Origin of the sequence: Sphingobacterium sp. 40-24, assembly GCF_001899705.1 — a bacterium.
GTDB lineage: Bacteria > Bacteroidota > Bacteroidia > Sphingobacteriales > Sphingobacteriaceae > Sphingobacterium > Sphingobacterium multivorum.
Genome location: NZ_MKWH01000023.1, coordinates 12,606 through 38,934, shown reverse-complemented (window position 1 = coordinate 38,934; position 26,329 = coordinate 12,606). Strand labels below are relative to the sequence as shown.

Genomic DNA, 26,329 nt, shown 5'->3' with positions numbered 1-26,329 from the left:
CGTATGGTCCGGAACATCCGGATTACTGCCTATTTGAGCCTGTGATTGTATTGTACAAAATATTATAAATAGTAATACTGTCAGCGTTTTTTTCATGTGTTATGCTATTGTTTTGTATCAAGAAGCTGTTCTTCTATATTTTACGTTATCCTACCTATAGGTCAAACTGCTCTTCTTATTGCGATCTTTTTTGTAGTGTATTGATCTTAGTTAAACTTATTTACTTGATAGCGTTCCAGAAATACTTGTCCTGTAAGCTTTGATTGCTGGAATGATTGCTGCGAAGATACCGATTATACAAGCAGCAAACAAAAATACCAATTCTTTGGGATGGAGTTTAAAGGCCTCAATAAAATCAGCGCTTTGACTCGCTTGATTACTGATATAGTAGAGAGCCAAATGTGCCATTATAAGTCCAATTAATCCACCAATAATAGTAATTGTAAGTCCTTCAAGGAGCACAATAGCAAAGAGTTTTCCTTTGGAGGCTCCGAGCGTACGCATGATGGCAAGATCGTATTTACGTTGCTTTAATGCATTATATAGGTTAATAAAGACACTTAAACCTGCAATAAACATAATTACATAAGCTAGTATAGATAAAGAATCTATCCCTACACCTAATAAAGAGAATAGACGTGTACTTTCCATCGCAGGGGATGCGGCCTGCATATCGGTTTGTTGATCGATCAATTTTGGTAAAATTCCGATCGCCGCAGGAGATTGATATTTGAGTAGGATGGCGGTTATTTCCAGTCCATTTTGCTTGACCATATCGGCCCCTATGGACTTCACAAACATACCTTCCTCTGTGTGTTCAGGATGGTCTTCCTGTTCGTGATGTCCTTTTTCATTCATTTCGACGGGAGAAGATGAATTTTCTGCTATATCTTCGCCGTGGTGGTGGAAGTGCGCCTTGACGGTTTCCTCCCGGTCTTCTTGATTTTCGCGTAGTTGTTTCTCTGCTGCTGTTTCTTGATGCTCATGCTCATGTGCAATGCCATGTACATCCCAAACACTTTCTAAGTTGGTCAGTATTAAGTTGTCCGTAACGTTATTATTGTGTTTTAAAATACCCACAACGGTAAAAGGATGTTCATCATGATGGTGACCATCTTTGCTCAGGCCATGTGAACTATGGATCTGATCGCCAATTTTTAGCTGTTGTTTTTTGGCAACTTGATCACCAATGACTACTTCAAAATTATTTTGCCAAATATGGCCTTCAGCTATTGAGGTTTCATAAATAGCTAAGAACGATGAATCAGTTCCAACAATGCGGTGACCTTTAAAATTGTCGCCTAAAGATAAGGGGACTGCAAGCCGAACAAGTGGATTTTGGCGTAGTGGTTCCAGTTCCTCTAGTGGGATATTACCGGTTGGATTGTCGATATGATAAATACTCGATAAGATCAATTGAAGGGGGCTTCCCTTGGCACCGACGACCAAATCAATATTTTTACTGTTATTGTCAAGCTGCTTTTCAAAAGTTTCTCCGGTGATTGAAAGCACGGCAAGGATGGAAATTCCAAACGCCGTTAACAGCATGCTGAGAAAGACCGAGCCAAACTGCCTACTTAAATTTTTCCAAACCAATTGTATCGTGTTCATAACAAATTTTAAAAACTAAAGGTGACGCGTAAATAAAGTAAAACAATTATTTTAAAAGGTACATTTTGGAGAACTGATCTTTTATTCTCTTGTCGTGTGTTGTTATCAGTAAAGTTGACCCACCAGTGTCAGCTATCGATAAGAGGAGTTCTAATACCCTATAGGTATTATTGTCATCCAGAGCGGCAGTAGGTTCGTCAGCAATTAATAAGGCTGGTTTATTGATGACGCTACGTGCAATAGCGGCGCGTTGTAACTGGCCGCGGCTTAATTCGTTCGGATAGGCATCACTTTTTTGATCTAATTGTAGTTGTTTAAGAATGAGATGGATTGCACTGATGTCTATTTTTTTTCCTGCTAAAGACTGCGCCAACTTGATGTTTTCCAAAAGTGTTAGATTTCTCAGCAGGTGTGCCTCTTGGAATATAAACCCGATATATTGGGCACGAAACTCATCCAATTTGCTGTTTGATAACAATGCTAGATCTTGGCTATTGATCTTGACCTGACCTGTTTCTGGCCGAGCCAAGCCCCCAAAAATATTCAGCAGTGTTGTTTTTCCAGAACCTGAATCCCCTAATAACAGTGTATGTTGACCTTTCTCGATATGAATATCTGGAAATTCAATTGGCCTTGAATTGGGATACTGAAATGATAACTGTGTTGTCGATACGATTGGAGTGCTCATGCGGATCAGAAATTGAAAATATATTCAAACTTAGATAAATTGCTTTTTATATGCAATATAATTGCAATTATATTGCATATAAAAAGCAATTTACTGCGGTGAGTTAACAACTGCAATGGAAGATGATCGTTCGCTTTCAACTAGCAGTATCAGGTAGCTATGTAAACCCGTTACATGACATTCATTAAGGTATAAATTAGAAAAATAACCTATTGTGTTAATAAATTAAGTGCTTAATAATTTTATTACACTCCTTTAATATGATCTCCCTGGAGACCATTCAAATACTACGCAAATTGGCCATAAACAGTCTTTTTTGCTGAAAATCGAGAAAAAATTGGCTATAGGTAACATTAAGTTAACAACTGATTGATGTAATGGTAATTTGTTGTTAATGTTAATCTAATATTCTGCTAATAGCTTTGCAGAAACAAAAAACAAATAAATTGAAACCACAATTACAACTTAAAGGAATCGCTGCTGCCATGACGCTTGTAGTAGCTGCATCAACAACAGTTTATGCACAAAGTAGTGGGAAGTTAATGGGGACTATTACGAACAGTAAAACTGGTGAAACAATCACTGGTGTAACTGTGCGTATTTTAGGAACATCAAGGGGCGGAAGCTCTGATGTATCCGGAAAGTACAGTATTCCAGCTTTACCGGCAGGTAAATATACTGTAGAATATATTTACATTGGTTACTCGACAAAGCAAGTTACCGAGGTTGAGATTAAAGCGAATGATTTGACCAATTTAGATATCGTTCTTGATAATTCAGAAGGACAGGTGTTAGATCAAGTTGTGGTTACAGGATCTTTTAAGAAAGAATCTATCGGTGCTTTATATTCGCAACAAAAAAATAGTGCATTGATTTCTGATGGTATTTCAAGTGAGCAGATCAGAAGATCGCCAGATAAAAATACATCCGAAGCATTACGTCGTGTCAGTGGTACGACAATTCAAGATAATAAGTTTGTTATCGTTCGCGGTTTGAGTGATCGCTATAATGTTGCTATGATGGATGGCTCGGTATTACCAAGTACAGAAGCCAATCGTCGCGCATTTTCATTTGATATTATTCCAGCGGCTTTAATTGATAAAATTACAATTTCGAAGACTGCAACACCTGATCTTCCGGCGGACTTTGCCGGAGGGGCAGTTCAAATTTCTACAAAAGATATTCCAGATCGAAATTTTGTCTCTTTCGGCTTGGGATATGGTTATAATTCTGCATCGACATTTAAAGATTTTTTACAAACTAAAAAGAACGTTCAGAATTATTTAGGTTTTGATGATGGATCAAGTCAATTGGCTAAAAATTTTCCATCTCGGGCAGATGTTGATGGACAGCTATCTCAAAAATGGCAAAGACTGGCGCTAAAATCACTTCCGAATGATTTTGGTATTCAGACAAAAAGTGCGTTGCCTTCACAGACATACCAATTTTCTTTGGGGCGTGTAAAACAATACGAAAATAATAGTCGTTTTGGAGCTTTATTTTCTGTAAACTATCGTAATTCGCAGAATATTCTTCCAAATATTGAACGCAATTGGTTTACCTATGATTATCGGGATCAACAGTACAAGTTCTCTACTAATTTAGGTGCTTTAGCGAATTTTGGTTATACATTTGGAAAGAATAAAATAACTTGGAAAAACTTGTACAATCGAACTTATGATAACACATATACGGAACGATTTGGAACAGATGGTAGTTCATCTTCCATTAACAAGTTTTATGCATTTGATTTGATGCAAAAATCCCTGTTTAAATCTACGCTAGATGGCGAGCATGTATTGAGTGATAAAAATGATAAGATTAAGTGGACGGCGTCTTGGAGTAATATTGGGAATAACCAGCCGAATCAAACTAAAATAAATTATCAGAAACACGAGGATTATGCAAATGACGCTTCTGTTCCATATCTTGCAAATTTGACCACTGTGGGTAAAGCGAATTCAAGGCTGTTTGCTGATTTGAATGAGAATATCTTTTCCGGAGAGGCGAGTTATTCTACGCCTTTGAATTTTTTAAACGCACCAAGTACTTTTAAAGCAGGAGCTGGAAGCCAATTTAGGAAGCGTAATTTTGACGCTCGATTTGTTGGTTTTGAGTTAAATACGTTAGCGGTTAGCGGAGAGGAACAAACACGTATATTACAGCTTGCTCCGGATCAAATTTTTTCACCTTCACTGATTGATCAAAATGTATATAAATTTGGTGAAGTAAAAGGAGATGGTGATATCTATCATGCAAAATCATTATCGACGTTTGGTTATCTAATGATGGACCAAAAATTTGCAGATAAGTTCAGGATCGTTTACGGATTGAGAGTTGAAAATTACAATGTTCAAGTTGATGCCCTGCGGATATTGTCGAGTAAGATTGAAAAAAGTGTTGATGACAGCAAACTTGATTTCTTACCGTCGGTCAATATGACGTATAGTTTAACTCCCAAAACCAACATCAGAGCTTCATACTATCGTACTTTAGCGAGACCTGAATTTAGGGAATTAGCCCCATTCTCATTCTACGATTTCGAGAATATGGGAATGATTATTGGTAACGAGAAATTAAAAAGGAGTTCTATCAATAACGCGGATTTACGTCTCGAATATTATCCTTCTGCTGGCGAAATACTTTCTGTATCAGCTTTTTACAAAGGGTTTAAGGATGCAATTGAACCGTTCCGTTACGACGTGAATTCCACACCAGATATCAGTTATTTCAACGCACCTAAAGCTGACTTATATGGTATTGAAGTGGAAGCACGTAAAAATTTGAGTTTTATTGATGAACAAGAATTCTTAAAAAATACCATAGCATATCTAAATGTTTCGTTGGTACATTCTAAGGTGAAAAACCCGACTGATTTGGATTACATTGATAAATCAAGACCTATGGTAGGGCAGTCTCCATATGTTATAAATGCTGGTTTACAACACACAGCACTTGATAATAAATTAAGCCTTAATATACTTTACAATAGAATTGGTAAACGTATAACGCAGGCGAGTGGGGTTCGTTTTGCAAGTACTTGGGAAGCGCCACGAAATGTGTTGGATTTCCAGGTGGGGTATAAATTGATGAAAAATAAAGGCGAGATTAAACTTAACGCGGGAGACATCTTAAATAATGCCATCAATGTTTATTATGATAATAAACAGTTAAATATTCCTAATGAGACCAGCTTTAAATATAAGCCAGGTTCAAACTACTCATTGTCATTTAATTATACATTTTAGATTATAATATAAAATTAACAGGAATTTAATTTAGAGGTTAAAGTAATTGAATTTATTTGTACAGTATATAAAACTTAAAAAATGAAAAAAAGATTTTTATTCTTATCCTTATCTGCATTGTTAGTTGCAGGGGCATGTAAAGAAACTACAATTACAGATAATGGTGATGGAACAGAAACTCCGACGAATCCAGGGAATCAAAATGTGGTCGAAATTTCAGGAGAAATTACAAGTAACACCACTTGGACTTCCGATAAGATTTATGTGTTGAAGGGATTTGTGTATGTATCTAATGGTGCGACGTTAACAATTCAGCCGGGTACGATTATCAAAGGTGATAAAGCAACCAAAGGAACATTGACAATTACACGTGGTGCAAAAATAAATGCTGTTGGAACTGTTGAAAAACCAATTGTGTTTACATCAGGTTTGGCATCAGGAGCTCGCTCGCATGGAGATTGGGGAGGCCTTATCATACTTGGTAAAGCGCCTGTAAACCAAGGAAACGATGTTAAAATTGAAGGTGGTTTAGCAGCTCCAACTGGTAAAGACGACAAGAATTATATCTACTATGGTGGTACTGATGCTGCGGACAATTCTGGAACATTAAAATATGTTCGTATAGAATTTGGCGGAATTCCTTTTTCCCCAGATAATGAGATTAATGGTTTGACATTGGGTGGTGTTGGTAGTGGAACAACATTAGATTATATTCAGATATATCGTTCGGGAGATGACGCTTTTGAGTGGTTTGGTGGTACGGTAAATGCAAAACATTTATTGGCAGTAGGTACTTGGGATGACGATTTTGATACCGATTTTGGTTATTCAGGAAATGTTCAGTTTGCCGTGGCTCAGCGTGCTAATGCTGCAGCCGACGTTTCGCAATCTAACGGTTTTGAATCGGATAATAACGGCAGTGGAACAGACCAAACGCCAAAAACGGCGGCGGTCTTCTCTAATGTATCTATTATCGGACCGATTTCTAAGGATGGATTTTCCCCAAATGCTAATTTCCAACATGGTATCCAACTCCGTCGTAATTCCTCTATCAGTGTTGTAAATTCTGTCATTTCAGGATTTCCTATTGGAATTTATGTTGATGATACAAAGGTTACTACAGCAGAGTCAACCTCGAAGAATGTTGTTGATGGAAATGCGTTATTTGCTAATAATTTGTTTTATGGAAATCCAGTAGGGATAAAGACGACTGCAGCGACGAGTATTGCAGCTCAGGTAGAAGCGTTAATTAAAGCAAATAATACCTTTGAAAATAAAATGTACGCTAGTAGTTTGTTTACATCTCCTTACAGTTTTGGAAAGGATTTCTCCAGTTCTCCGGCAAATCCAAACTTTACGTTATCAACTGGATCGGCAGCTGCAATAGGAGCAAACTTTACAAATGCGAAAGTTTCCGTTAGCTTCTTTGATAAAGTTGCTTATAGAGGTGCTTTTGGAACAGAGGATTGGACAGCTGGCTGGGCACATTTTGATCCGCAATCTTTGCCCTATACAACGCCTGGACAAGTGAAGTAATTATAGTTTAGTTAAATAGATAATAGAAAATCCTGCCTTGTGTAGGATTTTTTATTTAATGTGAGCGGTATGAAAAAGTGGTCCGGCTTCTGAGAGCTTTCTCGCTGCTACATGAATTAGTTGCGAAAAAATTGACTAGCTTTTTGTGGCAGAGGCTGGTCAACGTCTGGTCGAAGTTTATCCAAGGTCGATTGTTCATCAGAAGCAGACATGAGCATGGCCCGAACCAAAGCGCACTCGACTTAATTATTGGCTGGTGACTTATATTTCAGAACAGATTTTTTGTCGCATTTTCAGTCGCCAAGTCGTTATATAGTCAAATAAGATAAATTATAAAACATGAAAAAAGCGATTTTCTTGGTTGTAATCGGTGTTCTCCTTCTTTTTGGATGTAAAAAATCGGATGATACCAATGATTCCCCATCTTCTGGACTGAAAGTTGAAATAAAAGGAATTTCCGGTTGGGGTAATTTTGTAAATATCAGCATTGATCAAAATAAGACTGAAGTAAAATATTCTAAGTTACCTTCGGGTGCACCTCAAGATTCAAAAGATAAGAGGTACTATAATAAAAAGCAAATATTATTTCATTTATTTTTCCCTAATTCTTTGCTAACTTTGTTCTCCATGAGGAAGCATATTGTGATTGTTCACTTGTGATGTTTACCTTGTGTAGTGCTGGCAAATTAGTCGGCACTACTTGCTTAATAAGCTGTGCTAGAATTCACCGACTATCGACATTTTCTAAATAGAAAGCTCCTTTTCCTCTTGTTTGTTATATTTTCCATCGTACTCTTGGTCATTCTTCCAGAGCGAATAGGTTATTACTAGAAGTTTTTTTTGGACTGCTACGTAGCTTTTCATTTTTATACCATGTTTAGCATAAGTCCGCTCGTAAAGATCCTCAAAAGGGCCCACTTTCCATCTGACCACTCCGAAAGCTGGCAAGTGCAAAATTCTTCGAATATGACTATTCCCTTTCTTTGAAATTCGAGTTCTTCCGTGATGGCTCCCTGATTGGTTTTCAACGATATCATATCCTGCAAAACTAACTAATTGTCTAGCATTTTTAAATAATTTGAAGCCGTTCGTTTCTGCTATTAGCGTTGCCACAGTTCTTACTCCAACACCTTTTATCTTACATATTTTTTTACTTTTTCCGCTATTTCTTTATTTGAGTCAATGTGCTCTTGGGTTGCCATGTCCAGGTCTTCTAACTGCTTTTCAATCAGCTTAAGCCGATTAAGAAGTGTTTTATTGACAACTTTATTTTGATGCATAGCATGTTGAAGGGCGTGCATCTGGTTAACAACCACTGTTTTTTGCTCCTGGAGATTTTCTATTTCTCTAGTCAATAGTCGTAAACTATAATAAAACTCGCCGATAGGCTCCCATAGCTCAAGTGACTTTTCAGCCCCCATCTGTGCAAGTCCCTGCGAATCAATTTTGTCATTCTTAGATTTTACCCCCGAGGCCTGTAAATATCTCTTTGCATAATTTGGAAGAAGTACGGAAACCGAGAATCCAGCTTTGCTAAGATACATCGCACAATTTTCATAATAAACTCCTGTGGCTTCCATGCAAATCACCAGCGGAATCTCTTTTTGCTTTCTATGAAGTATAACCCAATCCTCAAGATCCTTAAAACCTTTAAAGGTATTTGCAATCTTGCGACTACCTTTTTAATGCTTACCCTCTGACTGCTGTCAATTGTCGATAAACAGCAGTGAATTTCTTTAGAAGAGATATCCAATCCCAGTGAATACTTTAACATAATTACCTATTTTAAAATTATAAAAGAACAGATATTCTGAATAACCATTACTCATCTTTTATACAGGATTATCTAACGTGATAGATATCTTTAAGTACTATTCTGGCTCTCTTCAGAAAGAGACTAAAGCAGGTTTCTCTGTGTCCCAGCATCCTCAATGTAAAGTGCCTAGTTAGATGTTCAAGTTGCTGCTTTAGCTCTGTTAGTTTTTAATATAAAAATATTGATTATACATTATTTTCAAAGATATGAGTTGGTGTTACACTCCCATGAAATAATATTTGCTTTTTATTATAGTACCTCACTGACGGACTTTGATGTGAATGCAGTCTAGAAATACAAAGGGATAAACAGCTTATAAGGGCCTAGCACGCTACTCATTTACTGCTGGGAGAACACTCTCAGTTATACGCGATATTACTGTGGCAGAGATCTCCATGGCACACATTTCCCTAATAAACTCACTTATAGCCCGTGTGCTCATTTCTTTGGCATACATGCTCAGCACATATCCCCTAGCTGTTCAGTGATGATTAATTGTCTTTCGGGCACTACTTTAGACTCAAACGTACCGGATTTATCATGGCCTGTCTCCAGCTCAAAAGTTCCAGTGTTAAGGCCACGTACAGTCTTTTTAGTCTTGCCATTTCGCCGGTTGCTATTACCTGACGCCTTTTCTTCATTCAGATTGCTTTGCAGTTCTCTGTCTATCTAACGAAAAATCGAATGGGGTCTTTTCTTTCATAAGCCTGTTGTTTGAATAATAGAGTATAAATAATCTTATCGAATTATTCATCTGAGACAGTTTACATTATAGTCTCGTGAGTTGTCCAATATCCAAGCTCTGTGGTTGAGGAGTAGGTTCACAGACAGAATAATATTTTCCATTGTACAAAATAGCATCACCGATAGATTGTAGATTTCTTTTACCAGATAAAAATCTTGAACCTTTGTTACAGTTAACTGCTTGTTTGAATGAGTGAAAGTTTTTGTATTGTTATCATTTTTTTTGTTGATGTATTGTTTGTAATGGTATTGTTTTTTTTGTTTTTATTTAGTTTATTATTTCTTAATATATGTTTTTTAATATTGTGGTATGAATTTTAATTTAATTTTTTTAATTAAACTCTCAATAGTTGGGGGGGGGGAATATTGTTTTTGAATCAGAGTTGTTCAAAAGATAGCGTGACTATGGAGTCACATAATAAAACTGTCATTAATTTAGAAAACAAGACTGAGGTAGTTAAATTTTTTGCATATGCTCTGAATGTTTCAGAGCGTGAAATTAAGTATGATAGTTTATCTCAAGAACTTTTTATTCCCAATACAATAGTACGGGAAAAATATAGTCGTGTTGAAAAGGAATATAATAATGCAAATATCTACAAGGCTCAAAATAATATAAAATAATGAAAAGAATAATTATTTGTTTATGGCTGTCTTTTGGTACTTTGATTTCCTTTGCAGCTCCTCAACTCAACTCATTTAATGTGCTTTCAAATTATCTTCAAGATGGAAAGATCAAAGTAACAGATAATGGAACATCTCAATTTATAGCGAGTATAACCTCTACAAGAGCTAATGCATCGTCTGGCTACGAATCTGTTCAAATGGAGGTAACCGTTTTTGCTGACTTAGCAGGAATGACAAAAGATCTTAAAGTGATAAATATAGCGACATCAGATTATGAAGGTCCCTTTTTAAAATCTGGATACCAAGTAACTGTTCAGATTCCAACAGAAATGAAAAATGCTCAAATTCGTGTAAAATATAGATATAAAGATAGTAATGGGGCATGGGTTCCAAATTATTCACCCGGTTTTCTTTCTACTAATATTAGCTATTATACGATTAATATAACCCCGCTGGCCGATCCTATTCCATTCTTTCTAATCTCCTATAAGAACATTAAATTTGGATTTAACGATGTTTTTAAACTTTCATCTAATGAAAATTTTCCTATTAATAGTTTTGACGGACATACTTCTGGTAGACAATTTTTAGCTTATTCGACAGCAGCTTCGATAGAGAAAGCTGGGGCTATTTCAATATACGAGCATAAATTTCGTATATATGATTTAAATGGGAATCCAATTCAAGATGGCAGTGAAATTTTCTTCTATACTGTAAATCCCGTTGAGCCTCCTCCAGTAGCACCATCAGGCTTTACTTATGAGCACTCTAGTTCAAGTATTGCTTTTTATGCATTTAATGTAAATCGCCCTGGAACTATTCCTGTCTATCATTGTGTTCATAGATCTGTTCCGAATATGCAATTATATCGCGTCAATAGAGATAATATTAATGAAGATTTATGGGATGTAAGGCAAATTGCATTTTATGCTTACCCAGTTCCAATTCCACATTAATATTTTTTATAGACTTAAAAAGTGAAAGTAATAGCGAAGAAATAATTTAAATTACATATTTTTTTAGCTATTACTTTTACCTCGGCTCGTAATGATAAACAATCTGATAGGACTGATTTTTAAGTTGTTCGGAGAGCTGTCCAATATCCAAACTCTGTGCTTGAGGAGTAGGCTCACAGACTGAATAATATTTTCCATTGTATAAAATGGCATCACCGATAGGGTGTTCAAATTGGACGGCCATCGTTACATGGGTGGGATAGAGCAGGGTGATCATCGGTAGATTGTAGATTTCCTTTACCAGGTAAAAAAACAAGGCAACACGGTCGTCACAGTCACTGTATTTATTCAATAGCGTTTGTTCTGCAGAAAGACGTTTCTCGGTCCCGAAATTCTCTTCGTCATTTTCATACAAGAATGCATAGCGGGTGAACCGCATTAAATAATCGACACCTTCTTGTTGATTTTTTCCTTTTAAATTTTCCTTGAGTGCAGGTATCAGCGATTGATAAGTCTCTTTGCTGAGTGGAATATTGAAATAAGTTTCGAAATCTACACCAGGATAGTTTTTAAAAAGGTCACTGATATCTTCATTCAACTTGACGTTAAAATGGTAGGCTTTATGGCCATAATTGAATTCAATTTGCTTCTCTTTATAATTAGCTGGAACAAAATCAGGTAATTTTGTGATTTTATAACTAAAATCTTCAGTAGCTTCCGGTACTTTAATCTTAACGGGGATATAAGTGTCTGCGCGTTGAAAGAGTTTCCCATAATCATGAAAATTTAAACAGGTATACTTCTTTCCGTCAATTTCAAAAAAAGGAATATCAGAAATGTCTTCTTTGTTTTGAATGAAAAATATAATCTGATTATTCCCCACAGCCAAGCGGGCATCATAACCCGATTTACACATTAAAAACCATTTATATAAAGTATAGCGTGTATAATTTTCAGCTTTGGGGGCAATTTGTTGTGCGGTGCGACGAATCAGCTGATAATAGACCCAATCATTCAAATGATGCTCATCTTTGTATTCGAGCAAACTGTTTACAAGTTGTATATAATCGGTTTGATCAGCGATTTGATAGAATTTTTGTACATGAGCTATCGTTAAGCTGTCTTTGAATGGAATGTTAAAGGCGGGTGGAACATCAATGGATACCTTCCCATCATAAAAATCGAAATCATGATGTTGCGCCCAAAGCTGTTGTGAAGCACAGGTTAACCAAATTAGCATGGTCAAAAACATCCGATGTATTTCCCTTAATTTCAATTATTAACAATTTGATAACATTGTAGTAATATAAAATTAACGATAAAATTTGCTTTTTTTGTGCATTGAAGGAATTATTATTAAAAAATTACAATCTATTTTTAGGTTTTAGATGCTCCTTTTTCATTTTTAAAATCCGTATCTTCGTGCAATGGATAATTTTATTGTTTCTGCACGTAAATACCGCCCGATTACCTTTGATTCGGTTGTAGGTCAGCAACACATTACGGGTACCTTGAAGAATGCGATACACAACAACCAGTTGGCGCAGGCATTTTTGTTTTGTGGTCCCCGTGGTGTGGGTAAAACGACCTGTGCACGTATTTTAGCGAAAACAATAAATTGTGAAAATATCTTAGCAGGCACCGAACCTTGTGGCGCATGTGATAGCTGTAAGTCTTTCCAAAATGGAAATTCCTTCAGTATTCATGAACTGGATGCGGCATCCAATAATTCCGTAGACGATATCCGTAACTTGATTGATCAAGTACGTATACCACCGCAGGCTGGAAAATATAAAATCTATATCATAGATGAGGTGCATATGCTTTCTCAAGCGGCTTTTAATGCTTTTTTGAAGACTTTAGAGGAGCCACCTTCCTATGCCATCTTTATTCTGGCGACTACAGAAAAACATAAGATTTTGCCAACTATTCTTTCGCGCTGTCAGATTTTCGATTTTAATCGGATCAAAGTGGAAGATATGGCCAGTCATTTAGCTCGTATCGCTGATGGAGAAGGCATTGCTTATGATCAGGACGGTTTGCATATCATTGCCCAAAAGGCAGATGGTGGTCTTCGGGATGCCTTGTCGATGTTTGATCAGATCGTCAGTTTTTCCAATAAAAATGTCACGTATCAAGCGGTAATCGATAATTTGAATATCTTGGATTACGATTATTATTTTAAGCTAACAGACGCTATTTTAAGGGAAGATGCGGCACAAACTTTATTGATTTTCAATGAGATTTTAAATCATGGATTTGATGGCAGTCATTTTATAGCCGGTCTGTCAGCGCATTTCAGAAATTTACTGGTGGCTAAAGAGCCAACTACGCTTAAATTATTGGAAGTAAGTGATAGTATTCGTCAAAAGTATTTACAGCAATCCCAAAAAGCCTCTCCAGGATTTTTGTTGTCTGCATTGAATATTTCCAATCAATGTGAAATAAACTATAAGACAAGTAAAAATCAACGCTTACAAGTTGAACTTTCACTCCTCAAGACATGTCATATTGCAAGTGCAATTAAATTGAGCCAGCTAGGGTCCATACAGATTCCTTCGGCAGCCGAGGGTGTAAAAAAAAAACTTCCTGAGCCAGTAGCGGGACAACCACAACAAAGCTCCGTAGCTCTTAGTCCGCAAGCGACTTCTCCAGTGAATGCTCCTGTCGTTGAAAACCAGGTAACACCGCGTCCGCAAGCTAACCCCGTAAATTATCAGGCTTCCGAGACAAAGGAAGAGGTGAAAAAAGATACTATTTCCAATGAGCCTCCTAAAGTAAAAAAAGGGGGCTGGGGAGCATCTACTGCTGCAATTATTCCGTCTTTGCCGGATTTGAATACCATATACGATAACAATACCGTTGCCAAAGAAGGTGATGAACCTGAATTAATACGTGGAAGCGAACAGCGTGATGTTTCATTCGGCCAATTTATTGCTGTTTGGAATAGTTATGCTGAACAGCTGAAAGCAGAAAACAAGATTAACTTGTATACCATGATGACTGCTATGCAACCCCGCTTAAATGGGGTATTGATTGAAATTGATGTCGAAAATGGTGTTCAGATGGATGTATTGCAAAGCGCAAAGGTTGATGTGCTGAATTACCTGCGTGTGAAACTTCAGAATTTTTCGCTTGATCTTCAGGGGGTAATGATGGAACATACTATCTCACGCAAACCCTATACTTCTCAGGAGAAGTATCAAGCTATGGTCAACAAAAATCCGCTCTTAGATACTTTGAGGAAAGAGTTTAACTTAGGACTAAGCTAATTCAAACACAATAGTTATTTTTTATTTTTGTACATTTGCAAACTCTTCTATGAAGAGGCAGATATTTAGTATTTATTATGCAAGGAAATTTTCAGAGACGTGATCGCGACCACGGGGAAAGACGTGAAGTGAATCAGATGGTATTTGGTATTCGTGCTGTCATCGAAGCAATCGATAGTGGTAAAGAGATCGAGTCATTATTTATACAACGTGGTTTGAGCGGTAGTTTGATTCTAGAATTGAAAGCCTTGTTAAAAGAACATAATATCGCTTCTCAACAGGTGCCAATTGAAAAATTAAACCGGATAACACGTAAAAATCATCAAGGTGTAATTGCGGTTATTTCTCCAATTACCTATCATGACATAGAGGAACTTCTGCCGCAGATTTATGAAAAAGGTGAAACTCCTTTACTGCTGATGTTGGATGGAGTAACTGATGTTCGCAATTTGGGAGCCATTGCACGGACTGCTGAATGTTCTGGAGTACATGCCATCATTGTCCCTAAAAAAGGCTCGGCTGAGGTCAATCCTGATGCGATCAAGACATCTGCTGGCGCACTCTATAAAATCCCTGTCTGTCGCCATGATAGCCTCTCAAAAGTTGGTAAATTTTTGATTGATTCAGGTGTGCAGTTAGTTGCCAGTACAGAAAAAACAACCTCGAGTATCTACGACGTAGATTATACTGCTCCAACTTGTGTCATTATGGGTGCGGAGGACGTTGGTGTTTCCAATGACCTAATCCGCATTGCCGACCATCTGGCCAAGATACCAATGTACGGTGAAATAGGTTCGTTAAATGTGTCTGTATCGGCCGCAGTAGTGATCTATGAAGCGATTCGTCAACGGATTGTTAAAAAATAATATAATTGATTATAGAAAAGCCTTTGTTTTTGACAAAGGCTTTTTTTGTAGGCTAGATTTTATAAATTTCTTCAATCTCCCGATCGTATTTTTGTAAGATAACTTTTCTTTTCATTTTTAAGGTCGGTGTCAATTCACCCGTTTCAACAGTCATTTCGTTGGAGAGAATAGCGAACTTCTTGATCTGTTCCCAGCCGCCAAAATTTTGATTAATACGGTTGAGTTCCGATTCGATTTTCTGCTTCAGTTCTGGACTATTTAGAAAATCTTGTTTAGAAAGATCGGCAAGGGAGGGAAAAGTTCCTTTCGACCATTCTAGCAGTTTATTATAGTTGGGAACGATCAAAGCAGCAGGAAATTTGCGGGCTTCCCCAATTACCATGGCCTGCTCGATAAACGAGGATTCCACCAGCTTAGATTCGATCTGCTGAGGAACAATGTATTTTCCACCAGAAGTCTTGAACATCTCTTTCTTTCGGTCTATAATTTTGAGAAATTTACCGTCTACCCATTCACCAATGTCTCCTGTGTAAAGCCAACCATCTTTGATCACTTCAGCTGTTGCCTCTGGATTTTTATAATACCCGATCATGTTATTTTCACCTTTGGTTATTATCTCTCCATCGGCCGCGAGCTTAATTTCAATATTAATTAGCGGTAAGCCTACAGTACCAATTTTCATACCTCGTTTATAGCAGTTTACAGCGATACATGGTCCCGCCTCAGTGAGGCCATAACCTTCATATATTGGAATTCCTGCTGCCATATACAGACGGATTAATCTTTCCTGTAAAGCAGCACTCCCGGAGGCAATCCCCTTGATATCACCACCCAATGCGTCGCGCCATTTTGAAAAAACTAATTTGCGTGCAATGCTAAGCTGAAAATCATACCACCACGAACGCCCCGCTAGTTTGTATTGTTCGCCGAGACTTAAGGACCAGAAGAATAGTTTGCGTTTAAGCCCAGTCAACTGCTCTCCGGTAGCCATAATCTTTTCATAAACTTTCTCCAATACACGTGGTACAGCCGAAAAAATATGGGGTTTTACAGATTTAAAATCTTCACCTATGGTATCCATAGACTGTGCAAAGAAGATGGTTAACCCTTTGTACATATAAACATATTGGAATACGCGTTCGTATGCATGACATACAGGAAGAAAGGAGAGGGCACGATCACCACGTTCGACCGGAAAGGAATATTCACTACTCAATGTATCTGCCAATAAATTTCGATGGGATAACATCACGCCCTTGGGGTTACCCGTGGTGCCAGAGGTGTAAATGATCGATGCCAATGTATCTGTTTGGATAGTATCACGCAATTGGTTTAGTGTCTCATCCGGAATGATAACGCCTTTCGCAACAAAGTCCTCCCAGTGATTGAGGTCATTCTCCTTGTCGAGACTGTAAATAGCTTTCAGTTGTGGACAATCTTGTTGTATCGCTAATATTTTTGTATATAGTTTCTTTGAACTAACGATACAATTTCTGATTTCCGCATGATTGAAAATATAAGCGTAATCTGAAGTCGAAATATTGGGGTAAAGGGCGACGACTACAGCACCGATTTGTTGGATTGCGAAATCCAAAATATTCCATTCGATACGGTTCTCACTAATCAATGCCACATTCTCTCCAGGTTGAACACCAAGGGCGATCAAACCTTTTGATGTCTTATTGACCCGATCAATAAATTCGGTATTACTGACCTTTACCCACTCGTTGTCTTTTTTGAAAGAAAACATAGGGAAATCTGGCGCAATAGCATATTGCAAGCTTGCTAAATCAAATAATCTCGTTGCTGTTGGCATGTTGGAAATCCAGTTCGTGTAATACAGCTAATTTACGGTTTTTTAAAGATACTATTGTATTGGCAGACGAGATTATAGTAGTTGTACCGGAAGAGGATGTAAAAGAAAAGACTCTGGCATCTCAAGCTGATCGCTTTTGTGCCAGAGTCTTTAACTCTTATGCTAAATACGAATGATTAGTATTTGCTTTTTGATTCTTTACGTTTTCCAGAGAAATCACGGAAGCCGCCACCATTGCTGCTGCGCTCACCACGATCACGACGTTCGCCACTGAATCCACCTTCGCGTCTTCCGCCACGTTCACCGCCTCCAAAACCACCTTCACGTCTTCCGCCGCGATCACCGCCACGGTATCCACCTTCACGTCTTCCGCCACGATCACCACCACGGCTTCTTCCGCCACGGTCGCCACGACCTTCACCTCTTGCTTCACCAGATACTTCGATACGTACTTGACGACCGTTGTAATCTACACCTTGGAATCCTTGGAATACTTTTTCTACTTCTGCATCTTGAACTTCGAAGAATGTGAACACGCCTTTCAAATCAATTTTACCGATTGATTTTCCTGAAATATTCGCATTGTTACAGATGAAGCCCAACATGTCTCCACGAGAGAATTCATCTACTGAACCTAAGTTCATAAATAAACGCGTGTAGCCTTTTGAACCTTCACGTGAACGACCATCACGTCTATCACCGCGGTCTTCACGACCACCGTCACGCGCTTCGATATTTAAATCAGGTGCATTTTTGTAATAATCCAAGAAACGGTTGAACTCAAGAGAAGCGAATCTTTTGATGATATCTTCTTTTGAAAGTGACTCCAAATTTTCCATAATTGCAGGCAAGAATGGGCTGATTTGTTCGTCGTTTACTTCAACATTTTCAATCTTTTTAACGATAGAAAATAATTGTTTTTCGCAAACTTCAGCGCCTTGAGGTACTTGTTTTTTCTCAAAAGGCTTACCGATGATCTTTTCGAGATGACGGATTTTGCTTAGCTCTTTTACGTTTACCAAAGAAAGTGAAATACCAGTTTTACCTGCACGGGCGGTACGGCCTGAGCGGTGTGTATAGTTTTCTGTTTCATCAGGTAAAGAGAAGTTGATAACGTGAGTTACATCACTCACATCAATACCACGAGCGGCTACGTCTGTTGCGATCAATAATTGTAAACTACGGTCACGGTAACGTTTCATCACTTTATCACGTTGTTGTTGTGATAAGTCACCATGCAGTGAATCTGCATTGTAACCATCTTTGATCAACGCTTCAGCGATATCCTGTGTTTCGATTTTTGTACGACAAAATACGATACCAAAGATATCAGGGTTTGAATCCACAATACGTTTGAATGCAGCATATTTATCTTTTGCTTTGATCAAATAATAGTGGTGTTCAATGTTGGCATTACCGGTGTTTTTTGTACCTACAGTAAGCTCAACTGGATCGGTCATATAATTCTTTGCGATACGACGTACCTCAGCAGGCATTGTCGCCGAAAATAACCAAGTTTTTTTCTCGTCAGGAGTTTCTGACAAAATGTTGTTGATGTCTTCTTTGAAGCCCATATTGAGCATCTCATCCGCTTCATCCAATACAACATATTTTACATTTGAAAAATCAATCGCATTTCTGCCGATGATATCCAACATACGACCTGGGGTCGCTACTACAATTTGCACTCCACGTCTAATTTGACGTAGCTGGTCTGAGATATTTGCACCTCCATATACAGCAACAACATGTACGTTGTCAACGTATTTAGCAAATTTTTCTAAATCTTTTGAGATTTGTAAACATAATTCCCGAGTAGGGCAAAGAATTAATGCCTGTGGGTGTTTTTGAGAAAAGTCTAATTGCTCTAATAATGGAAGACCAAATGCCGCGGTCTTTCCTGTGCCAGTTTGGGCTAATCCGACAAAATCGTCGTTACCAGTCAATAAAACAGGAATGGCTTTTTCCTGAATTTCAGAAGGTTTTTCGAAACCTAATTCTGAGATGGCATTAACAACTTCCTCACGGATTCCCAGTTCTAAAAATGGGTTCATGAAATATTTTATACAATAGGCACTATTGCCTAAGGCGTTGCAAAGGTAAGAATAATATTGGAATAAACAAATAATTTAAATAATTGATTTTTAGGGTGATCGGATTCTTTTCTGCTAAGTGATAATAAATTGAGCCGTGTTATATAGATTTAGCTCGCTTTGAAAAGTTTTATTTTGAATGTGAAACTATTTTATAGTCTACAGTTTGTTTATTCATTTATTAATAGAAACTTAATATTTCAACCTTATATTTGGTGTAGCATGAATCAAGGACCAGTTGTACATCAGCGTTGGCTGCAGGCTATAAAAGAGAATAACGATACGGCTGCATACGAGGAATTATACCGATATTGCTGGAAAGATCTTTATCAGCATGCTGCTCGTCGAATCCTAGACCGACAGGATGTGGAGGACATTCTTCAGGAGCTGTTTGTTCAATTTTGGGAACGACGTCATACCATCGATATCCAGATGAACCTCCAGGCCTATTTGAAAGGAATGCTCAAATATAAAATTATAGACTTTTTTAATTCCAATAAAGCCAAAGATAAATTGTTGGATCATTGGAGCAAACATATTTTTGATTATGTACAGGAGCATCCGGAGGATCTCAACACTTATCTAGCTTTAGAGAAGTTGTTGGAGGAAGAACTGGAGATTATGCCCCATAATATGAGACAGGCCCTTTTATTGAAATGGGAACATTTATCCATTCGAGAGATTGCCACGCGTATGGGCCTATCTGAGCAAACGGTCAAAAACAATCTTACGGAAGCATCCAAACGACTACGTAAAGCTATTTTGGGCTACCAACATGTTCAAAACGGTAGTTTCACCCTGCTCTTGGTCTTTATTATTGACGAGTTCATTAAGTAGCTTGCTTACACATTCCCAAAATTTCTATTTCCAGAACTTGGATCATTTAACAATTCTTTCATACAACATTAACTATTTCTTGAAGTACTTTGGGGCTTTTTTGCGGACTTGTATATAAACAGTGGGCATAAAAAGTGAAAAGAAGAATTTTTGAATTGTTAATGGATAGGTACCGCCAGAATAAGGCTAGTACAAGTGAACGCAGACTGATTGATCATTGGTATGCTGGACTGGACAAAGAAGAAGTGCCTGATGATAACGTTGACGAAAATCAGTTATGGGGAAGGATTCAACAACAGATTGGAAATACGTCCACGAAGAGCGTGCCCGTCCGAAAGATGCTGTATTGGTCTGGAGCGGTGGCGGCATGTTTATTACTCTGTTTGAGTGCGTTGTTTTGGAAAACAGCTGATCAAGCAGTTTCTCGCAAAGAAGCTTTACTTCAGCCAGGATATCGGATTTTTGAAACGGGCGTTGCGCAACGTAAAAAAGTTCAGCTTGCCGACGGGTCAACGGTGATTTTAAACGCACGTTCGAAGTTAAAATTGGATACAGTTTCTTTCGGTAGAAAGGATCGTGTGGTGGAACTCCTTGTTGGGGAAGCTTTTTTTGATGTTAGGAAAGATTCTACTAAAGCTTTTATTGTCAAAGCTCAACAAATACAAACTACTGTTTTAGGAACTTCCTTTACGGTGAAGAATTACCTCGAACTTGATGATATTTCGGTGTCCGTATTTACTGGAAAAGTGCAGGTCACTGCCAATAACAATCCGCTGGGTGTGCTGACCCGCGGCGAACAGATCCGTCATACCAAAAATAACCACAATAGCAATCAGGAGACTTTTGATCTGACGACACGTAATAGCTGGATTGAGGGAAGAGTTTATCTTAAGCAAAGCAGTTTTGCAGATTTGGCACTAGCGGTCAAAAATATCTATGATGTGGATATAAAAACTGACGATCAGCGGATTGTCAAACAACGGTATAGTATGCCAATATCAAAGCAGCTGTCCTGGACGGCAACCTTGGAAAGTATCAAAGCAATTCATCACAACAAATCAAGGAAGGAGGGCAGGATAGTGCATATTTACTAATTCGAGGATAAAAAAGAGAGCTGACGACGGCCATCGTCAACTCTGCATCTCGTACCATTTGGAGATGGTATAAATAACATATACAACAACTTAAGAGATATTATATACGCATACAAATTTATGAAATTTAACCAATACGTTACGCAAAACGATATTAAGTTTATGATAAGGACATCGTTGGTAGGTTTACTTCTTTCGATCGTGTCGGCCGAAATGCTCTTAGCTTCGGGCGCATACGGGCAGTTACTCAATAAAAAGATTACAGTTTCTTTTAGTGAATCCAATATTCCGGCGGCTTTCGAACGTTTGGAATCCCAAAATATACATATCGCTTTCGATGCAGCGAAATATAATCTGGCAAAGAAAAAGGTAAATGCCAAAATTTTTAAAAGTAATAGTGTTCGCGATGTCATGCGTTATCTGCTTAGGGAGACTGACCTGATGGCTCATGACAACGGTGTCTATATTACATTAGTCAAAAAACCGGTACAGCAGCATGGGTACATTTCAGGTAAAGTTATTGATGATCGCGGTCAGCCTTTGGCTAATGCCAGCATCAAACTGATCGGAACCAATAAATCAACACAGAGCGGTATCGATGGGAGCTATTTTTTGAATGCTGAACCGGGAACCTACGTACTGGAAGTCAGTTACCTCTCTTACCAGACCCAACGTATTGAAGGGGTTAGGATACAGGCCGGACAACGGACAGGGTTAAACATTGCCATGAAGATGCAGGTAAGCGCGTTGGAAACGGCAGTTGTCAGTGTATCCTTTAAAAAAGCTTCTGTAGCGGGATTGTATGCGGTACAAAAGAATGCTGCTTCGGTGACCGATGGTATTTCGGCTGAACAGATCGCCCGTACACCGGACAATGATATGGGGCAGGTTTTAAAACGCGTAACAGGATTGACAACGGTTAATAATAGAAATGTAATTGTTAGAGGAATGTCGGATCGCTATAATCAAGCGATGCTCGACGGTGTGGTGATTCCCAGCACGTCGCAGAATAGACGGGATTTTTCGTTTGATATTATTCCGACTGAGATGGTAAGTTCTGTGGTCGTTAATAAAACAGCAACACCGGACGTGTCGGCAGAATTCTCCGGTGGACAGGTTTCGGTGAATACATTAGACATTCCAGATCAGAATTTTACCACAATTCAATACGGATTAGGTGGGAATTCCCGTACAACAGGCAAAGACTTTTATCGGCTGGGGGAGCGGCATACGAGTGAATATTTGGGTTTCTTTAACAAATCGTCCAAGATGCCCGATGGAATAAAAACTTGGCAGTGGAATAGTCGGGCGATACAATTGGATGCGCCTCCCGGTTATATTTTGACTGATCCTGAATTGAACAACACTCCTTTAAATCCAACGGAGTTTGGCGATGCCGTGAAGTATAACGATTTGGATGCTATCGCACAGTCCAAGCGTTTTAATAATGATGCATTGCGACAATATAAATATAAAGCATACCCCAATCAGAATATGCGTTTTTCGCTTGGACGGGTTTATGAATTAAATAATGGACAGCGATTGGGGTTTGTGGCATCCACAAATTTTAGAAACGAACAAAATATCATTGCATTTAATAATGTACGTAATTCGGTAAGTATCAATAATTATATTGATAGTGTAGGTCTCGGTGACAATGGAGCCGGAACATCCTATCGCTTCAATAGCAGCGCCGGATTAATGGCCAATATGGGCTGGCAGGGACAAGCTTTTAAAGTTTCCTTAAAGAACATGTATGCGCGTACGTACAGTGATATTTATAATGAATCTATTCAAAAGCCCTATAGTGATTCTAATCCTGAAGTAAGCAAACTGAATTATCAATTGCCTGAAGCGATGTCTTTGCAGCAACACCAATTGGTTGGAGAGTATCAACTGCCGTGGGAGATAAAAGCTGAAGGAATGTTTACGGTCAACAAAATTAAACAGCAAATTTTAGATGAACGAAAGCTTTCCTATAGGGTCACTGCCATGATAGATAGTATTCCTTATTTTCAAACCCCGGGGTTATTAACTCATCGTAGTTCATCTGTGGCGGGGGTTTTCAGGGACTCGCGAAGATGGACAAATATTGATGAAACAGATTATAATTGGAGCGCTGCATTTTCGCGAAAATTCGGCAAAAATGCAGCTGTTCCAACGTTGGTGAAATTAGGCTATCAGGCCTGGTTGAAGAAGAGAGCGTTGGATTTATTCAATTTCGTCCCTTGGACGAGAGCATGGGCAGAAGGCACTACGAACCAGTTGCCTCCAGAGATAGAAATTCCTTATGACCAGTTATTCAGCGCCGATAATATCGGCAACGGAAATGGGCAGGCCTATTACTACGCAGATGCATTGGGCGGTCGATATTATGATGGTAAAATGTCTTCACAGGCAGTGTATCTGATGGCAGATCAAATGCTATGGCATAAATTGCGTTTGGTGTATGGTGTGCGTTCAGAATATTTTAATTTAAACTCTAAGCAGGAAGAATTATATAGGAGGACTTATCAGGATGAACCAGATCCCAATGATGTCCAAAGACATCGTTTTGGTGTAAAAGAAAATAACTGGCGGTTTTTGCCCTCTATTAATGCCACCTATAAGGTGACATCCGATTTCAATATTCGAAGTAGCTACTCAAGGACGGTAGTTAGACCAGATTTTAGAGAAGTTGGCATGTTTGCCATGTATGATTATGAGTTAGACGGTTACGTTTATGGAGAGCAAGTTAAATCCACGTTGATCGATAATGTAGACCTTCGATTTGAATGGTACCCCTCACCAGGTGAAATCATTTCTATAACGGGATACTATAAATACTTGGATAAGCCCATAGAACTTGTTCATAGTGGGGGGAACACGTATACTTTTGCTAACATGGAAAATGCGAAAAATCTTGGACTTGAAATGGAAATCAGGAAGAATTTAACATTTCTGTCGGAAAAGGAGTGGTTTAAAAACTTATTTGTCTACGCTAATGGAACACTACTCAAATCGAAAGTCAATGTCTTAAGTCATTGGGAATGGATTAATAACCCTGAAACCCAAGTTGCCGAGCGCGTTCAACAGCGCTATCCCAATCAAGATAGACCACTGATTGGGCAGTCACCTTGGTTATTGAATCTAGGCGTAGGATATTGGGGTGAATTTTTCGGAGTAACAGCAAGCTATAATCATCGAGGTTATCGAACAAACATAGCGAATGTTAATATGAATAATGTTGAATATGAGTTGGCGCCAAAACAATTGGATGCACAACTTTATACACGTTTTCTAAAGGGCAAGATGGAAGTGAAATTTAATATGGCCAATCTATTGGATGAATGGACGCGGTATTATATGAATATTCAAGATTATGAACAAGATGATACAAAGTTCTATGTATTGAAAAAAGGTAAATCTATACGATATGATAAAAACGAAGGAGATATTATTACTTATCGTAGAAGAGAGGGACAAAGGTTTAATCTTTCATTTAGCTACAATTTTTAAATAGAAAAATTTCTGCGCGAGGCAGTTTCATATCACTCCTCAATACTGTACATAAGTTCCGGGTTTGTCCAAGTCGCACAACAGGAGATAAAATAGAAAAATACAGAAAAAGGGTGATTGAAAACAACTATGCAACCTTATGAAATGCTATCCCACAGGGATGCATAGTCTAAAAAATGATCTTGTGATGGCAAAACTAGTAATTATTTAACACAAAATGAAAAAAATCTTAACAGTAGCGAGCGTATGCGCAATCGCATTGGCTTCTTGTAACAAAGACAACGTAGGACCTAATTCAGATTTGAATGCTGGTTTGCCAAACAAACCTCAGGCAACGATCCCAACTGATGCTGCCGGTATTATTACTAAAACTACGCTTTCTGCAGATACCGTATGGAAAATTGACGGAGTTGCTTTTGTAAAACCAGGTGCGACATTGACGATTCAAGCTGGTACTTATATTACTTCTGGTTTAACTAAAGCATATAATGACCAAATCACCGGAATAACACAAAATATCAAAGGCGTTTTGGTTGTTCCTAAAACAGCGAAATTGATCGCTAACGGTACTGCGTCCGCACCAATCGTATTCACTTCTCCAAATGCGGCAGGATCTCGTAACCCTGGTGATTTCGGAGGGGTCGTATTGCTGGGTAGCGCAACTACCAATCAAGCTGCCACACGGAGAATCGAAGGAATTCCTCAACCTGTGGGTGTAGATGTTACTTATGGTGGTACAAATGCTGCGGATAATTCAGGTTCATTGAAATATGTGCGTATTGAATTTGCTGGTTATAACTTAACTGCTGATAATGAGATTAACGGACTAACCTTGGGCGGTGTGGGTACTGGTACTACCTTGGAAAATATTCAGGTATCTTGGGGTAAAGATGATGCGTTTGAGTTTTTTGGGGGTACTGTAAATGCGAAATACCTGGTAGCCTTGTCGAATGACGATGATGACTTTGATTTCGATCATGGATACACCGGAACAATTCAGTATGCCTTATCATTAAAGGATCCTAATTCAACCAATAGCACATCAAGTGGTAGCTCGGATTCAAATGGTTTGGAGTCGGATAACGAAGGTACAGCGCCATATGCAGCGACACCTAAGACTCGCCCAGTATTGAAAAATTTTACATTCTTGGGAATTAAGGATGCTACTGTAGCTGCTACAAAACTGAAATTTGGTAACCGTTGGAGAAGAGCTTCACAGTACGATATTCAAAATTCGATTATCGCTGGTTATGGAACAGGTGCTGCATTTCAGGATGGTGCAACAGGTACTTTTACAGGGAATGTTGTACATGCTTATACTGCGGCATTCAGTGGTGCTACACCAACAGGAAACCAAACAAATGTGTCAACAGATGCAACGACATATTTGAATTTAGCAGGAGCTGGAAATATTTTTTATCCAACAACATCTACATTTAATCCTGCTTTTTTAAGACCATTGTCAACTTCTCCTGCATATGGTGATGGAAGTACTACTTATAAAGGTGCATTCCATCCGACAACTGCTCCTTGGACTGCGAACTGGACTCAATTTGCTCCAAAAACTTATTAATATTGATTATTTAATTGAGTGAGCCATACAATGGCTCACTTCTTTATCCTTTAT

18 protein-coding genes and 1 pseudogene are annotated in these 26,329 nt (G+C 38.3%); 11 read left to right on the top strand and 8 right to left on the bottom strand.

Features of this window, described 5'->3' with window-relative positions; genetic code table 11:
- Positions 1-216: 216 nt before the first annotated feature.
- Positions 217-1,611, bottom strand: coding sequence for an ABC transporter permease (locus tag BGP15_RS08985; RefSeq protein WP_286769284.1), 1,395 nt, complete (start codon positions 1,609-1,611; stop codon positions 217-219).
- 46 nt (positions 1,612-1,657) lie between these two features.
- Positions 1,658-2,299 (bottom strand): ABC transporter ATP-binding protein, encoded by a 642-nt coding sequence (locus tag BGP15_RS08980; RefSeq protein ID WP_286769283.1) that lies wholly within the window; start codon positions 2,297-2,299, stop codon positions 1,658-1,660.
- A gap of 446 nt (positions 2,300-2,745) precedes the next feature.
- Here BGP15_RS08980 and BGP15_RS08975 point away from each other — a divergent pair, with 446 nt between their 5' ends.
- From BGP15_RS08975 to BGP15_RS08965, 3 genes are all read left to right on the top strand, one after another.
- Positions 2,746-5,547, top strand: coding sequence for a TonB-dependent receptor (locus tag BGP15_RS08975; RefSeq protein WP_286769282.1), 2,802 nt, complete (start codon positions 2,746-2,748; stop codon positions 5,545-5,547).
- Between the two features lie 81 nt (positions 5,548-5,628).
- Entirely contained in the window at positions 5,629-7,083 is a 1,455-nt protein-coding gene (locus BGP15_RS08970) for a beta-helix domain-containing protein (RefSeq protein WP_286769281.1), read from the top strand.
- Between the two features lie 339 nt (positions 7,084-7,422).
- Positions 7,423-7,743: a hypothetical protein gene (locus BGP15_RS08965; protein ID WP_286769280.1), complete on the top strand. Its 321-nt coding sequence runs from the start codon at positions 7,423-7,425 to the stop codon at positions 7,741-7,743.
- A gap of 84 nt (positions 7,744-7,827) precedes the next feature.
- Here the strand turns inward: BGP15_RS08965 and BGP15_RS08960 are convergent, their stop codons facing one another.
- The 3 genes and pseudogenes from BGP15_RS08960 to BGP15_RS27065 form a co-directional block, all read right to left on the bottom strand.
- Positions 7,828-8,196 (bottom strand): transposase, encoded by a 369-nt coding sequence (locus tag BGP15_RS08960; protein WP_286769279.1) that lies wholly within the window; start codon positions 8,194-8,196, stop codon positions 7,828-7,830.
- Positions 8,197-8,216: 20 nt separating this feature from the next.
- Positions 8,217-8,750, bottom strand: a complete 534-nt coding sequence (locus tag BGP15_RS08955) for an IS110 family transposase (protein WP_286769340.1) — start codon at positions 8,748-8,750, stop codon at positions 8,217-8,219.
- Between the two features lie 465 nt (positions 8,751-9,215).
- Positions 9,216-9,568, bottom strand: a pseudogene (locus BGP15_RS27065) (transposase); the annotation flags it as partial.
- 480 nt (positions 9,569-10,048) lie between these two features.
- Here BGP15_RS27065 and BGP15_RS08945 point away from each other — a divergent pair.
- Positions 10,049-10,267, top strand: a complete 219-nt coding sequence (locus BGP15_RS08945) for a hypothetical protein (RefSeq protein ID WP_286769277.1) — start codon at positions 10,049-10,051, stop codon at positions 10,265-10,267.
- Positions 10,267-11,226 (top strand): hypothetical protein, encoded by a 960-nt coding sequence (locus BGP15_RS08940; RefSeq protein WP_286769276.1) that lies wholly within the window; start codon positions 10,267-10,269, stop codon positions 11,224-11,226. The genes BGP15_RS08945 and BGP15_RS08940 overlap by 1 nt, the downstream gene beginning before the upstream one ends.
- A 76-nt stretch (positions 11,227-11,302) precedes the next feature.
- On the opposite strand, the gene BGP15_RS08935 is transcribed toward BGP15_RS08940, so the two are convergent.
- Complete coding sequence (locus BGP15_RS08935) at positions 11,303-12,466, bottom strand: hypothetical protein (protein ID WP_286769275.1); 1,164 nt, start codon at positions 12,464-12,466, stop codon at positions 11,303-11,305.
- Positions 12,467-12,653: 187 nt separating this feature from the next.
- Here BGP15_RS08935 and BGP15_RS08930 point away from each other — a divergent pair, with 187 nt between their 5' ends.
- On the top strand, positions 12,654-14,498 hold the full coding sequence (locus BGP15_RS08930) for a DNA polymerase III subunit gamma/tau (RefSeq protein ID WP_286769274.1): 1,845 nt from the start codon (positions 12,654-12,656) through the stop codon (positions 14,496-14,498).
- A 77-nt stretch (positions 14,499-14,575) separates the two neighbouring features.
- The gene (gene rlmB, locus BGP15_RS08925) at positions 14,576-15,364 is read left to right on the top strand and encodes a 23S rRNA (guanosine(2251)-2'-O)-methyltransferase RlmB (protein ID WP_046672182.1); all 789 of its coding nucleotides are present in this window, start codon (positions 14,576-14,578) and stop codon (positions 15,362-15,364) included.
- A 52-nt stretch (positions 15,365-15,416) separates the two neighbouring features.
- Here the strand turns inward: rlmB and BGP15_RS08920 are convergent, their stop codons facing one another.
- Together BGP15_RS08920 and BGP15_RS08915 are read right to left on the bottom strand one after the other, a co-directional pair.
- Complete coding sequence (locus tag BGP15_RS08920; protein WP_286769273.1) at positions 15,417-17,180, bottom strand: AMP-dependent synthetase/ligase; 1,764 nt, start codon at positions 17,178-17,180, stop codon at positions 15,417-15,419.
- 176 nt (positions 17,181-17,356) lie between these two features.
- Positions 17,357-19,234 (bottom strand): DEAD/DEAH box helicase, encoded by a 1,878-nt coding sequence (locus BGP15_RS08915; protein ID WP_286769272.1) that lies wholly within the window; start codon positions 19,232-19,234, stop codon positions 17,357-17,359.
- A 261-nt stretch (positions 19,235-19,495) separates the two neighbouring features.
- Between BGP15_RS08915 and BGP15_RS08910 the strand changes: the two genes are divergently transcribed.
- The 4 genes from BGP15_RS08910 to BGP15_RS08895 all read left to right on the top strand — a co-directional run bounded on the left by BGP15_RS08910 (position 19,496) and on the right by BGP15_RS08895 (position 26,275).
- Positions 19,496-20,110 (top strand): RNA polymerase sigma factor, encoded by a 615-nt coding sequence (locus tag BGP15_RS08910; RefSeq protein ID WP_286769271.1) that lies wholly within the window; start codon positions 19,496-19,498, stop codon positions 20,108-20,110.
- A gap of 134 nt (positions 20,111-20,244) precedes the next feature.
- Positions 20,245-21,204, top strand: a complete 960-nt coding sequence (locus tag BGP15_RS08905; protein ID WP_286769270.1) for a FecR family protein — start codon at positions 20,245-20,247, stop codon at positions 21,202-21,204.
- A gap of 120 nt (positions 21,205-21,324) precedes the next feature.
- A complete protein-coding gene (locus tag BGP15_RS08900; protein ID WP_286769269.1) occupies positions 21,325-24,702 on the top strand; it encodes a TonB-dependent receptor in 3,378 nt (1,125 codons plus the stop codon).
- A gap of 217 nt (positions 24,703-24,919) precedes the next feature.
- Positions 24,920-26,275, top strand: a complete 1,356-nt coding sequence (locus BGP15_RS08895; protein WP_286752885.1) for a beta-helix domain-containing protein — start codon at positions 24,920-24,922, stop codon at positions 26,273-26,275.
- Positions 26,276-26,329: the final 54 nt, after the last annotated feature.